The organism is Shewanella waksmanii ATCC BAA-643, assembly GCF_000518805.1.
Taxonomy (GTDB): Bacteria; Pseudomonadota; Gammaproteobacteria; order Enterobacterales; family Shewanellaceae; genus Shewanella; species Shewanella waksmanii.
The window spans coordinates 1-14,749 of sequence record NZ_JAEH01000050.1; the positions used below are offsets into that span (position 1 = coordinate 1).

The 14,749-nt window shown below is 44.6% G+C and carries 9 protein-coding genes; 6 read left to right on the forward strand and 3 right to left on the reverse strand.

Annotated features, from left to right (window positions below):
* Positions 1-156, reverse strand: a 156-nt coding sequence (locus L865_RS24080; RefSeq protein ID WP_037471313.1) for a transposase, incomplete at its 3' end; no start/stop codon positions are given.
* Between the two features lie 462 nt (positions 157-618).
* Here L865_RS24080 and L865_RS0116890 point away from each other — a divergent pair.
* Entirely contained in the window at positions 619-1,863 is a 1,245-nt protein-coding gene (locus L865_RS0116890; RefSeq protein ID WP_028774323.1) for a response regulator, read from the forward strand.
* A gap of 138 nt (positions 1,864-2,001) precedes the next feature.
* Here L865_RS0116890 and L865_RS0116895 read toward each other — a convergent pair whose 3' ends face one another.
* Together L865_RS0116895 and cysZ are read right to left on the reverse strand one after the other, a co-directional pair.
* Entirely contained in the window at positions 2,002-4,356 is a 2,355-nt protein-coding gene (locus L865_RS0116895) for a carbohydrate binding family 9 domain-containing protein (RefSeq protein ID WP_028774324.1), read from the reverse strand.
* Between the two features lie 440 nt (positions 4,357-4,796).
* Entirely contained in the window at positions 4,797-5,570 is a 774-nt protein-coding gene (gene cysZ / locus L865_RS0116900; protein WP_028774325.1) for a sulfate transporter CysZ, read from the reverse strand.
* Between the two features lie 202 nt (positions 5,571-5,772).
* Here cysZ and L865_RS0116905 point away from each other — a divergent pair, with 202 nt between their 5' ends.
* The 5 genes from L865_RS0116905 to L865_RS0116925 all read left to right on the forward strand — a co-directional run bounded on the left by L865_RS0116905 (position 5,773) and on the right by L865_RS0116925 (position 14,683).
* Positions 5,773-9,177, forward strand: a complete 3,405-nt coding sequence (locus L865_RS0116905; protein WP_028774326.1) for a chromosome segregation protein SMC — start codon at positions 5,773-5,775, stop codon at positions 9,175-9,177.
* Between the two features lie 24 nt (positions 9,178-9,201).
* On the forward strand, positions 9,202-10,176 hold the full coding sequence (gene zipA / locus L865_RS0116910) for a cell division protein ZipA (protein ID WP_028774327.1): 975 nt from the start codon (positions 9,202-9,204) through the stop codon (positions 10,174-10,176).
* Positions 10,177-10,239: 63 nt separating this feature from the next.
* A complete protein-coding gene (gene ligA, locus L865_RS0116915; RefSeq protein WP_028774328.1) occupies positions 10,240-12,249 on the forward strand; it encodes an NAD-dependent DNA ligase LigA in 2,010 nt (669 codons plus the stop codon).
* Between the two features lie 159 nt (positions 12,250-12,408).
* Positions 12,409-12,873: a DUF2919 domain-containing protein gene (locus L865_RS0116920; protein ID WP_028774329.1), complete on the forward strand. Its 465-nt coding sequence runs from the start codon at positions 12,409-12,411 to the stop codon at positions 12,871-12,873.
* A gap of 604 nt (positions 12,874-13,477) precedes the next feature.
* The gene (locus L865_RS0116925; RefSeq protein ID WP_028774330.1) at positions 13,478-14,683 is read left to right on the forward strand and encodes an HD-GYP domain-containing protein; all 1,206 of its coding nucleotides are present in this window, start codon (positions 13,478-13,480) and stop codon (positions 14,681-14,683) included.
* The last annotated feature ends 66 nt before the right edge of the window (positions 14,684-14,749 follow it).

Here is a 14,749-nt window from a genome sequence, read left to right on the forward strand (position 1 = left end):
TTCTTTTCGCCAACGACTCAGCATTAACGGGTGAATATCAAGCGCTAGCGCAACATCCTTAGACATGACATCGTCTCTTAAGCTTAGCTGGACAGCTTTGACTTTGAATTTTACAGGGTAAAACCATGTCTTTCTTGGTTGGGTATATTTAGGCATTTTAGCCTCCTCAAAGTGATGAGAAGGTGTCCACTAAAACGGGGGAAGAGCAAAGTCCCTTGTTGCTGCTAGTTATATCTTAAATGACTAATTTACGCCAATGTCAGTCTAGAGAGTCAATTTCATGTTAGTGATTGTCACGGCATTGGTTTGTTGGGCTAATTTTCGCTCACGATTGCATTTGACGATATCAATCGCTGTTTTAATGGTATGTGCTAGCCATATAACCAAACTATATCGCGTCAATGTGAAGCTTTTGGTTAGAATCATTACTCTATGTCAATCAACTGCTGGTGAAAAGTTGATTTAGTGATACAATTTATGCCATTGCCAAAGGCCTATTTTGATACTGATAGCCGCTGTGGAATGAGTGTAAAGCCCGTTGGTAGATTTACCGATAAGTAGCGCATATGGACAAAGTTAGGTAAACACGGTTGGTCTCTGGGGAGCTAGGAGAATAAATTGCGAATTTTAGTAGTCGAAGACAGCAAAGTCGTGACACGCATCTTGCAGCATCTAATCACACAGGAGTTAGAATGCGAAGTTGACTATGCCGAAGACCTCGCGAGTGCGAAAAAACTGCTACAACAACATGATTATTTTGTCGCAATCACAGATTTAAACCTACCTGACGCGGCAGAAGGAGAGATAGTCAAGCTAGTGTTAGCAAGGCAAATTCCCTGTATTGTGTTAACGGGTAGCTTAGATGGTGATCAGCGAACACGTTTGTTGCAGTTGGGTATTGTCGACTATATCCTCAAAGAAAATCGATTTAGTTACGAGTATGCAGTTGCACTCGTTAAACGATTACAGCGCAATCAACATGTGAAAGTCCTAGTGGCAGATGACTCTATGGTAAGCCGCAAGTTTGTTCGCAGCCTGTTGGAGCAGCACCTCTACCAAGTGATAGAAGCGGACGATGGTCTGTCTGCTTGGGAGATATTGCAAGACCAAAAAGACATTCAGTTGTTGATCACTGACTACAATATGCCTAGGTTAGATGGTTTTGGGCTTATTTTGAAAGTGAGAGAGCAATTTAGTCGTGAGGAGCTAGCGATTATAGGCTTGTCTAGCGACGATGACCAAAGCCTATCTGCACGGTTTATTAAAAATGGTGCCAACGACTTTTTGCAAAAGCCCTTTGTGCACGAAGAGTTTCACTGCCGGGTACTCAATACGCTTAATTCGTTGGACATGATCCGCAAATTATGGGAACAAGCAAACTTAGATTATCTGACGTCTACCTATAGTCGCCGCTATTTTTTCGACCACTTCGAAGAGCACCTGCCGCAGATCATCCAAAAACAGACCACTTTATCGGTGGGGCTGCTAGATATTGATTTCTTCAAACAAGTCAATGATACCTACGGCCATGATGTCGGCGATGAAGTATTAATCGAGTTTGCTGCTAGGCTGCGGCATTTCTTTGGCCAGCATTTCGTTGTTGCGCGGTTCGGAGGTGAAGAGTTTACCATCGCCTTTAAAGGGTTAACTGCAGATAAGGCCTTTGTTTTATTGGATAAATTCAGGGCGCAATTAGCTGAACTGCCCATTCGCACAACCGCAGGAGAGCTTGCGATTACCGTCAGTATTGGCATTGCGGAACTGGTCGATGAGTCTGTGGATATGCTTCTGCAACGCGCTGATAAAGCGCTGTATGACGCCAAGGAATCGGGGCGTAATTTAGTCTGCTTAGCACCTGAGTAAGACTTGGCGTAGGGACATGGCAGAGTCTGACCGCGGTTAGGTTAATAGGCTAGCGAGAGTTCTTTCATTATTGAGATAAATATAGGTAGAAGATTAACAAGGTGAGCGTAATTAGCTCACCTTTTTTGTTGGGGGTTTTTATAACAGCCACGCATAGCTAACTTTCATAAAGTAGGTTTGCTCATTGTGGGTCAAACTGTCAATTTCGTCGTTGCTGATAAGGCCGTCAGAATAACCAAGGTAAAACACACTTTGTGGATTGAGTTTATAGCCGTATAAAACTTCATTGCCCAACTGGCTAGATTTGGCTCTAGGCTGGTGATAAAGATACAGGGAAGGGTCGCGCTCAATTTGCGTATAGATACTCGAAACTCGAATAAAATGATTTAGGTTTAAATACCAGTTAAGGCGAATATCGGTTAGGTTAGCGTTAAATAGCTCGCCACCATCAACATCTAAATGTTGATAAATGTGCGAAGCATCTAAACTAATGGCATGATTGACCTTCCACTCTACCTCAGGGTTTATCATAAACTCCTTACCTAGGCGATTGTTGGAAAAGTCGATGGCATCGCCGTAATTGATATCCAGTGCTAATTTCAACGGGCTTATCGGGGTGAAGTTACCATAAAGCCAAGCCAGTTTTTCGGTAAATAGGGTGGTGTTGTCCTTAATATCTAATGACGAGCTGTCAATACGGCGGCCAACACGGTCACGGTAAACATAGCCCATGGCGGTATAACTTTGCATGGCGCCTTCTAGCTCTAGCTTGATCTCAGATTCACGCTCAATCATCGCACCTTTTTGATTGTGGCTGATATCCCAATCTCCGCTGACTTGTATGCGGTGCAAAGGTTGAGATTGTGGATACCAAGTGTAACCGCCACCAATTACAAATTTATTGACATCAACCTTATCGATAAAGCCGAGATCGGCGCGAAAATCCTCACCTATCGATTCGTATTGGGTTAACGCATACCAATTGCGGCGTTCGTGGATATATTTGACTTTGTATAGGCTATCTTGGATCTCGTCATCTTGGCGGGTGCGCAACACGCGCTCATTGACGCCGCAATCACTTAAGTCACAATCTTGAACGGGTTTACAGTCTTCATTGCTGCAAAAACTGCGAAACAAGTCTTCGGGATATAGCGTATTTGAGTATACGTATTGCGCTGTGAAGGTATCTTGAGCACTGGGTTGATATTTAATGTCAGCACTGGCGACATAATTATGATATTCATCACTTTTTTTACCGGTCAATAAGCTGCCAATCGATAACTGATCAGATAAATCAGCGCGGTAACGGCCAACTAAGTTGACACTTTTATCGTTGAGCTCCGCGATGTCTGAACTTAAGTTACCAGGCACCAGAAAATTGGTTTCGGTATCGTTAGTAACCATAAGGCCAAAAGTGTGGTTATCGACTTTACTGGTCAACTTGGCACCAAAGTCTGGCGAGACAATATTGCGGGTATGAAGCAAGTCTAGCTGGGTATCAAAGTAATCTTTATTATCAAGGAAAAACGCACGCTTTTCAGGGAAGAACAGCGCAAAAGTACTATTGATATTTAATTGCCCAGCATCCGCCTCCACTTGAGAAAAGTCCGGGTTGATCGTGGCACTTAGCAAGGTACTTGGTGTGATCCCCCAGCGCACATCTAACCCTGCCTCAAAATTGTCTTCGTCTTGCCAAGCTTGCTGCGGGTTGAGGGCGCGCTGGCTCTGACGGTTAGCGACAAGAGAGGGGGTTAGCTGTAAATCATTACCGGTTTTCGCGCCAGCGAGCCCTTGTGCCACACCCAGTTGGCATAGCTGGCAGTTGTTGTTACGGTCGATTTGATGGGTAGACAAACGATGATTTTGACTGCGTGGGTAAAGGCGAATGAACTCAATCCCCCATTGTTGCATCGCTAATTGACTATCGAAATTAAATAGCCGCAGCGGTAAGGCTATTTCTACTTGATAGCCCTGCTCTGTCTGGGTGGCTGCACTGTACCAAATGCCATCCCAAGCATCACTTTCATCACCAGTGAGTTCATTTTCAATGGAGTCCATCTGCACACCAAAGGGATTGACAAAGAACTGGTAAGCTAATCTGGCATCGTTAAAGGTATCGAGCTTGATACCAACAAGATCATCGCCCCAGGTATCATCGCGATCGCTATAGTTACTGCGAATTATTTGTGGGTTATCTTTGGCCTTAGGATCATAAGCGCTAAAGGCGACATAAAGGGTAGTTTCAGTAGCATAAATTTTCACGTCTGTTTTAACCGGGGCGCTGATGTTCTCGCCTGGGCTGGTTTCAAAACGTAAACTCGCCGTGGCCGCTTGCTGCCAAACGGCTTCATCGAAAGTGCCATCAATGGTGGCTTCAGTGGTTAAAGTGGGGATGTCGATGGCAAATTGGCTGCTGTTGCCGGCGTGGCTTAACGCCGAAAAGCAACAAGTTAGCAGAGCAACTGCACTGCGATACAAGGTTGATTTTCTCATGTGTAATTAATGCTAATCTTTTGAGGGTAATTTGTTATCGTTTGCAGCTATTTTGCCAGCAAACAGCCGCTGAGCTTAACTTATATTTGTTACAATTGGTGTCTATTGGTTGCAGTTTGTTATCGGGTTGACCGTTTAACGATGTGGCCAATGCCAAAGGGCCATTGCCAAAGGAATATGGACAAGGGACTATGGCCATTGCATGGCAGTTAGCTAGATGGTGAGGATATTCGCTGCACAAGACTCAAAGCCAAGGTGTGACAGCGAGCAAAGGGATTGAAAGTAGCAGGTTTAATGGTTAGCACGAGATTAGTTGCCGCGCTAACCGTCATATCTTGGCTGTTTTCTCGCTAATATCTAATCGCTAGTGTCTAATTTTTAGTATTTAGACACTAGCAGATAGTCTCTATGTCGTTATTCAGGGTCATTATTCAGGGGTATTATTCAGGAGCCACAGCATCGTTTTTATAGGCTACACGATACTTATCAACCCACATGGCCGTTGCGCCACAAATCGCCACAGGCATGACGATAAAGTTCACAATGGGAATCATGGAAAATAACGTCACTGTTGCACCAAAGCTAAAACTGCTGCCTTTGGTTTGATTCAGTGCAAATTTCATATCATCGAATGGCACTTTATGATTATCAAAAGGGTAGTCACAATATTGAATCGCCATCATCCAAGCGCTAAATAAAAACCACAGTACCGGCGCTAAAGTTTGGCCGATAAAAGGCACCAAAAACAATAATAAAAACACGATTGCACGGGGAAGATAGTATTTTAGTTTTATCCATTCCCGCCCCAAAATGCGCGGTAAATCTTTGATTAAATCAACCGTTCCACCTGTGTTGAGATCTTTACCTGTAAGGTGTTGCTCCACCTTTTCGGCCAGTAGGCCGTTAAATGGGGCGGCGAGCCAGTTCATTACCGAACTAAATATAAATGACAGCACCACTAGCAAAGTGATCACCGCTAACGGCCACAGCAAAAAATTGAGCCAGCTTAAATAGTCAGGAAGCTGCGCCGATATCCAAGCAAAAGCCCGTTCTAGCTCGCCAATGGCAAAGTAGATCACAGAGCCAAATAACAGCAGGTTAATCATCAGCGGAATAAAGACAAAACTTCTTAACCCTGGACGCTTAATTAGCGCAAAGCCATCGAGGAAATAGTTCACTCCGCTTTTAGGTTTAGTTGCAGCTGGTTGATTCATAAATATACGTTAGGTCGTTGTTACAGTGAATATGTATCGATTGTGCGGTAGCAACGCTGTAAAAACAAGCATTAGCATGGCATCTAGGGAATAAAAAACGTTACAAAATGCGGCGTGCTTTGCTAAAGTGGGGACACTCACTTACCTTAGTTAGGTTGTCAAAGTCTAACTGATTAAAAGCTAAACGACTTTACTCTATTTAATGAGACTCACACAGATAAAACTTGCTGGATTTAAGTCGTTTGTCGATGTTACTAAAATCCCTTTTAACCAACCCTTAACTGCGATTGTCGGGCCCAATGGCTGTGGCAAGTCTAATGTTATTGACGCTGTACGTTGGGTGTTAGGGGAAAGCTCTGCCAAGCACCTTCGTGGTGATTCTATGGCTGATGTTATTTTTAATGGTTCCAACGCTAGGCGGCCGGTATCGGTGGCCAGTGTCGAGTTGTTATTTGATAATCAACAGGGGCGTTTAGCCGGCCAGTATGCCAGCTATCAAGAGATTGCGGTAAAACGTCAAGTCAGTCGTGATGGCGATTCGAGCTATTTCCTCAATGGTCAAAAATGTCGCCGTAAAGATGTGACTGATCTGTTTATGGGGACAGGTTTAGGCCCCAGAAGTTATGCCATCATTGAACAGGGGACAATCTCTCGGCTGATTGAATCTAAGCCCCATGAGTTACGGGTGTTTATCGAAGAAGCGGCAGGGATATCGCGTTACAAAGAGCGCCGCCGTGAAACGGAAAATCGAATTCGTCATACCCGAGAAAACCTAGAGCGATTAGGGGATATTCGCCAAGAATTACAACGTCAATTGCAAAAGCTTGAAGAACAAGCACAGGATGCAAAACAATATCGCCAGCTAAAACAGGCAGAGCGCCAATTAGATGCCGAGCTCACCGTTAGCCGGTTCTTAGAGTTTACCAGTCAAACTGCCACGATTAACCAGCAACTTAATGAACACCAATTGTCATTGAGTGAACTTGATGCGCAAAAACAAGCGCTATCGTTGCAGATGACCCAAGTCAAACTCAGTATTGATGAACTCGATAAAAATGAACATCAGTATGTAGAACGTTACTATCAAAGCAGCACCGAAATTGCCAAGCTTGAACAATCCATTAAACATACCGTACAGCAAGATGCGCATTTAACTGAGCAGGTCGCCGATATACATCAACGCCAACTGGCGTTAACGCAGCAACATAGTGACACTAGCAGTGCGCAGGCAGTATTAGCTCAAGAGTTAACCCAAGCCACTGATGTTGAGTCGCAGCTGCAACTCGACTGCGATAATCTCAAAGAACAGTTATTTGAAGCTGAAGCACTGTATGACGACGCGAGGGAAGCGTTACAGCAGCAACAGTTTACCAGCAAAGAAAAACATCATGCGACGGAGGTTGCTAAGCGAGATGAGCTGCATGCTGAGCAGCAAAGCCACAATTTACAACAGCAAATACAGCAAAGTGAACATCAACTTAGCCAGCTTAATACCCAAAGCCATCATGAAAACTTAAACCGTTATCAAGATGAGCTTACTTCTCAGCTCGCAGCCCAAGATAATGCGCAGCAGTTAATTAAGATGAGTGCCGAGCAACTAGCAAAAACAGAGCTGCAATGTCATCAGCTCAAGCTTCAAGAAGAAGCGCTAGCACAGTCTCTTGCTGAAGAGCGAGGCCGCTCTGCAGCTGTGACGCAATTGCTGCCAGATGCTGATAAACAAGAAGGTGCAGCCTTATGGCAGTGTATTGCTGTCAAGCCAGGTTGGGAGGCTGCCGTCGATGTACTACTCGAATCCATATTGACCCAGCAAGTCGAAGTGGACGTTAACCAGCTTGGTTTCAATACCGCACAACCGGCTGAGTGGCCAGGACTGCAAACCGAGGTAAACCTGTCTCCGTGGTTAAAAGATGTTCATTGGGAGCAGACGCTCGATATCGCCAAGCAGCGTGTCACTGGCCTTGCCCCGCATGAGCGTGTTATCACGGCTGATGGTTATCTAGTGGGGCAGGGGTTTGTGCTGCAAAAATCAATTAATACCTTATCACTGGTGCAGCTGCGTGCAGAACTTGATGCGCTAACTGACAGTATTGCCGCGAGTGAAATTCAATTGGCAAAAGTGCGTAGCGCGTATAGCGAACAATTGACGCTGCAACTGAGCCATAAACAGGCTCAAGAACAAGCGATAAAATCTCATCAGCAGTACCAAGTGAGCTTGACACAGCTACGCGCTGATATTGAAGCTGAGCATGCCAGTATACGCGTGGTTGATCAGCAAAAAACACACTTGCTTCAACAACAGCAAACTTGGCAGCAGCAGTTGCAAAAGTTGCAGCAGCAAGCCCTCAGCCATAGCCAGCAGTTGGCGGTATACCAGCAACAACAGCAGGAAGCGCAGCTTCAAGTTGAACGATTAACAGCAGAGCTTGCCAATTGTGATGCTCAGCGTAAAACCTTGTCGCAATCTGCGCAGCAATCAAGCGCACAACTTCTTAAGCAGCAGCGTCATATTCAGCAGCTACAATCACAGCAAACATTGCATGCACAGCAATTACAGCAGTATCAAGGCCAACTTGATGAATTTGACTCGCGACTGGACAAACTAAAACTGCAGCTTTCCGACAGTGTTGATGATAGTGATGCACTGCAAAAGATGCAGCAGAAGCTGGCTAGCTTGTTGGTAACTCAAACTCAGCAGCAAGCGGATTTGTCAGAGGTTAGGGCCACATTAAGTCAATTGCAGCAGCAGTTTGAACAGTTAGGAGTAGAACAAAAACAACGGCTTGGAAAGATTGAGCACTTGACTCAAGCGATCAGCACGTTAAAGTTACGTCGAGAGGGGATTAAAGGTCAGCTTGATTCTCAGCAATTGCTGATTGATGAGCAACAAATTAATCTTGAAGCGATTAGTGCTGAATTGGATGTAAGTAAATCACTGCAATGGCGGCAAAAAGAGCTCAGTCGTGTTAAGGCTCAAATCGAGCACCTTGGCGCGATAAACTTGGCGGCGATTGAAGAGTTTGAGCAACAAAGTGAACGCAAACACTACCTTGATAGTCAAGATAGCGATTTGACCAGCGCGTTGACTCGATTGGAAGAAGCGATAAGAAAGATTGATAAAGAAACAAAATCACGATTTAAAGAAACCTATGACAAGGTTAATCGAGATTTAGGGGTGCTGTTTCCTAAAGTATTTGGGGGAGGTAGTGCCCACCTTGCATTGACCGATGATAATGATTTGCTCGAAACTGGTGTAACCATTATGGCCAGGCCACCGGGTAAAAAGAATAGTACAATTCACCTGCTTTCGGGTGGAGAAAAAGCGCTAACCGCTTTATCATTGGTATTTGCTATTTTTAGGCTTAATCCGGCGCCTTTTTGTATGTTGGATGAAGTTGATGCACCACTAGATGATGCCAATGTAGACCGTTTCTGCCGATTGGTTAAAGAGATGTCAGCTAGTGTGCAATTTGTTTATATAAGTCACAATAAGATCACCATGGAATTGGCTGATCAATTAATTGGTGTCACTATGCATGAAGCGGGGGTTTCACGTATAGTCGCAGTTGATATTGATGAAGCGGTGGCGATGGCCGACGCTGTATAATTATTAGGAAACACAGGGTAATCAATGGAAAATTTGCAACTGGTATTGTTTGTTTTAGGAGCGATAGCCATTATCGCGGTACTTGTGCATGGTTTTTGGTCCATTAGAAAACAGCAACCAAAGTCATTAAAAGAAAACCCTATGTCGGGTTTATATACTGATAAACCTAAAGATGCAGATGGCTTTGATGCTGATGGTATTGGTGAGGTGAGAGTTAAAAAGGCCTCCGAAGAAAATACCGATAGTGAGCAATATCAACAAGTGACGCCATCAAAGGCCACATCGAGCTCGCACAACGGTCAAATGTCGCCGCAAGAGCCGGTTCTCAGTGCTATCGATGATGTTGAAGATGAGCCCGAAGTTGATTTTTCATTATCTAATCAACCAACGACAAAAGCACCTAAAGCAAAACAAGAGCCACAATTAACTGCAAGCTCTGATGCTGCAGCTGAAAATGTGCAAATGGATTTGGGGTTAGCACCGGAACCTGCACCCGCGCAGCCAAGTTTGTTCGAAGCTGAGCCTGTGGCTGAACCTCAAATTGAACAAGCCTCAGCCATTGAAGAAGAGATTGATGCGCCGCTACCTGAGCCCGAAGATGTATTAGTGTTGCATGTGGTTGCCAACGAAGGTGAGCTTAACGGCGCTGAGCTACTGCCAAGTTTACTGGCACTGAACTTCAAGTTTGGGGACATGAATATTTTCCACCGTCATGAAGACAATGCTGGCACAGGTAAAGTGCTATTTTCATTAGCCAATATGGTAAAACCTGGGGTATTTAACCCAGATGATATGGAGCAATTTAGTACCCATGGTGTGGTGTTATTTATGACGCTGCCTTGCTATGGTGAACCACTAATGAATTTCTCTATTATGCTCAACTCTGCCCATCAGCTTGCTGATGACTTAGGCGGAAAACTACTCGATGGTGGCCGAGAAGAGTGGAGTGAAGCGACTAAGCAAAATTATTTACAACGTATTCGTCAACATACTGCCTAGTAAAATCAATCAGATAAACTGAGGCCGCATTCGCGGCCTCTTTTGCTTAATTTGGATACACAAATGCAAGAAATCATAAAGCGTATTAGCCAATTAACCGAAGAAATTAACACCCACAACTATCGGTATTATGTTGATGATGCGCCTTCAATACCGGATGCTGAATACGATCGTTTATTGCGAGAGCTTCAAGGGCTAGAGCAGCAACATCCAGAGCTCATACTCGCAGATTCGCCAACCCAACGTGTTGGCGGGGTTGCGTTAGATAAGTTCGAACAAATAAACCACTTGAAGCCGATGCTGAGTTTAGACAATGTGTTTGATCAAACCGAATTTGATGCATTTCATAAACGCATAGTCGATAAAGTCGGTTCGGATTTAAGCTTTTGCTGCGAGCCCAAACTAGATGGACTCGCGGTGAGTTTATTGTACCGTGACGGTGTATTTGAACGCGCGGCCACTCGTGGTGACGGCCTTGTGGGTGAAGATATCACCGAGAATGTGCGCACTATTCGCTCAATACCGTTGAAACTACGTGGCGATGATTTTCCGCCGTTACTGGAAGTGCGCGGTGAAGTGTTTATGCCCAAAGCCGCTTTTGATGCGGTTAACCAGCGAGCATTGGCCAAGGGCGATAAGGTATTTGTTAATCCCCGTAATGCCGCTGCTGGCAGCTTGCGTCAATTAGACAGCAAAATAACCGCCAGCCGTGCATTGGCATTCTACGCCTATGCTTTAGGGGTTGTTGAGCCAGAATCGTGGCCGTTATCAGATAGCCATTATGGTCAACTGATGCAGGTTAAGTCGTGGGGCTTCCCTGTGAGTAGTGAGGTCAAATTGTGCAGTGATACCGCGAGTGTGCTTGATTACTATCAAGATATTTTGACTCGTCGAGAGTCACTGTCTTATGAAATTGATGGCGTGGTGCTTAAGGTCAATGGGATAGAGCAACAACAGACACTTGGCTTTGTCGCCCGCGCGCCTCGCTGGGCAACCGCTTATAAATTTCCGGCTCAGGAAGAGATAACAACCTTAGAAGGTGTGGATTTTCAAGTGGGTCGAACTGGTGCTATAACGCCAGTTGCGCGATTGCAGCCGGTATTTGTCGGTGGTGTCACCGTATCTAACGCTACCTTACACAACGCAGATGAAATCGCGCGACTCGGTGTGATGGTAGGCGATAGCATCATTATTCGCCGGGCAGGTGATGTGATTCCGCAAATTGTTGCCATTGTAAAAGACAAGCGTCCAGATACAGCGCAAGCGATTGTGTTTCCTGAAACATGCCCAGTTTGTGACAGTATGGTTGAGCGTGTCGAAGGTGAGGCCGTTGCTCGTTGTACCGGTGGTTTGTATTGTGAAGCGCAGCGTAAAGAAGCCATTAAGCACTTTGCATCTCGTAAGGCGCTGAACATCGACGGTATGGGTGACAAAGTCGTTGAACAGTTGATTGATAAAGAGTTAGTCAGTAGCCCAGCAGATCTATTTAAACTGACAGCTTCGGCTATGACAATGCTTGATCGCATGGGACTTAAGTCAGCAACTAAGCTTGTTGGCGCGATTGATGATGCCAAACAGACTAGCTTGGCTCGGTTTATATATGCGCTTGGGATCCGTGAAGTAGGCGAGGCCACCGCTGCCAACTTAGCGAATCACTTTAAAACCATAGAAGCGATTAAAGCTGCAGATGAAGAGGCTTTTATCAAAGTGGATGATGTGGGGGTGATTGTCGCTAAACACCTGGTGCATTTTTGGGCGCAGCCGCATAATGTTGAAGTGGTTGATAGATTAATTGCAGCAGGGATTAATTGGCCAGAGATAGCGCAAGTGAGTGGCGATGAATTGTCCCTCAAAGGCCAAACTTGGGTGCTCACCGGTACCTTGACCCAACTTAACCGTAATGATGCTAAAGCAGGTTTACAAGCACTCGGTGCTAAAGTCGCTGGCAGCGTGTCGAAAAACACCGATTGTTTGGTTGCGGGTGAAGCTGCGGGTTCTAAGCTGACTAAAGCGCAAGATCTAGGCGTCAAAGTCATTGATGAAGCAGAACTGCTGACTTTATTAAACGGCTAGTAATCTGATGTCAGCCGACGGTAAAAAACACCAGCTTTGAGCTGGTGTTTTTTCTTATATAAAAGCAATGGTACAGGCCGACAATGCTGATTTTTATTCAAGGTGCATTGTTTTTGAGTTATTTACCTCCATATAACAAGTAACATAAGGGGGAGATGAGTGAATTTTGGACACATAACTTGGCTTGATGACAATGGCCACATTAAGCCGCCACCGATGCTTTATTTAATGTTGGTGTTTATTGCACGCGGCTGGTGCGTATTTGCGGTTTCATTGACACAAGCCAGTGACCGAGCTGGCCTAGTAGCACTGTTTTATCCCCATAAAACCGATTTCTTAATGGCGTTAGCTGCGGGTTTTGGCGCGTTATTACTTTATGGGGTAGTTATCGCTGAGCGTAAGCGCAAGCCCTTATGGCTTATCCCGATATTTGCCAAATTGAAATGGTTGTTGTTGCTGTTACTGGCAGTGGATGGTGCATTGCTGATGCAACGTTTAATCCATAATCAATTCCTGTTTACCTGGAGTTTTGGCCTAGATGCACTGTTTCTATTTTGGAGCTTGTTGTATATCTGGCAGTCGAAACGCTTACATTATTATTTGAAAGATTGGCAAAAAGAATAAAAAAAGGCGCTGCCAATAAGCAGCGCCAACGAACCTAAATGAAGAAAACTCTTCATGTAATGTTCCAGGAATGTTAACAAAAAAGCCTTACTAAAACAGCTACATGAAGTTAGATGTAGCGCCTTAGCAGTAAGGACAATTGACAGCAACACTCTTTAAAGTTCCATAGTCGGGGTCGCCTATGAGTCTCTAAAGAACAAGAAAGATAATAGCATAATGAATATTGTATACAATGTTCAAAAATAGAATTGTGAATTTTATGTTGCGAATTAACTGCTGTTGGTTTGTCTTGGCGAAAATGACTGCACTTGGTAACTCAGATGTTCACCAATTCACCCATCCTTATTAGTCTTTACTAATGCATTTAGCTCGATATTATTACTGTCAGTGGCTCTCTGTCCAGTGATATCCGCTTGTAAATCTGTCTGCTGACTCACAAATCTCTAGCTTGCCGGTCTTATTGTCACTTGTCATTTTTATGACATTTGACGTAATATTTAAACTATCAGCTATAGTTATCTTATTAAGATAAATCAATTTAAACGTTTTTATTATCATAGGGCTGTTGGTCAAATGTGTTACCGACAAATAAATGGAGTTTCTGGTGTCCCGAACTGAGCCAATGCAATTGCCGGTGTCGCAACTACAAGTTGGGATAACGGTGAAGTTGCCAATGTCGTGGAAAAACCATCCTTTTCTACTCAATCGTGTAGAGATTAAAGATGCAACCCAAATCGAGTTGATCAAGAGCTTGGGTGTGCCCTATGTTATTTTGTTATCAGGACAGGAGTTGATTGAGCAAGCTTTGGCAGAAGCCGAGCAAGTTGTCGAAGATAAACCGGTTGAAGTCAAACAAGTTGATCCTAAAGTGCAAGTCCGTAAGTCACTGCGATTAAGTCAGCAACGTTTTATCGACTGCGTCAATGAAAGTCGCTCCTCTTTCGGAAAGGTCGCAAGCGATCCTGAAGGGGCCTATCGCGCAGCAGCCGGTTTAGTGGAAGAGATGTTAGAGCACATGCTTGAAGTGGAAAAGCCATATCTTGCATTGGTGAGCGCTGGGGAGAGCGATGCCAGCGTCACTCAGCACGGCATTTCGGTGGCAGTGTTGTCGTTAATGATTGCCAAAGCGCTCGATTTACCCAAATCGGCCATGAGGGACATTGCCTTAGGTTGTTTGTTTCATGATATTGGTAAGCTTAAGGTGCCTGATGTTATCCGCCGCAAGAAAACAGCATTAACGGCGCAAGAAGCCAACTTTATGAAGATGCATCCTAACTTCGGTTACGACATGCTCAATAAGTCTGGCCTGTACCCTAAACCTATGCTGGATATCGTGTTACATCATCACGAGTTTATTGATGGTTCTGGTTACCCGGATGGGTTAGTAGAAAGCAAAATTGCTACGACAACGCAAATTGTTAGTCTAGCCAATGACTACGATAAACAGTTGTGGTCTGGTGAAATCAGTTCACCACAGATTGCCTTAGGCTATTTATTTAAAAATCGTGCTGGTAAACACACTGAAAAACTCATTGAAGTTCTAGTTAAAATTCTGGGGATTTACCCACCAGGTACCTTAGTTGAGCTATCTAATGGCTGTGTCGGCAAGGTCATGATGACAGCGAAAGAAGTGAAGCAGCCACAGGTGTGGGCCTGTGAAACCGATGGCAGTGGTGCGGCATTACGCTTTCTAAGCCAAGAGGGCGTGACAGTGACCAGGGTGGTTAAACTTGAGGAGCTGTCAGAAGGTGCGATGAAAGTACTGCAGGCAGACACTGGGATCTGCTTTTATTTCAGTGGCGTTGAATAATAGGCATGAAATCTTGCCTGTAATGGCGTATCGTTACCTTCCTTCGATTCAGTAAAAATAAATCTT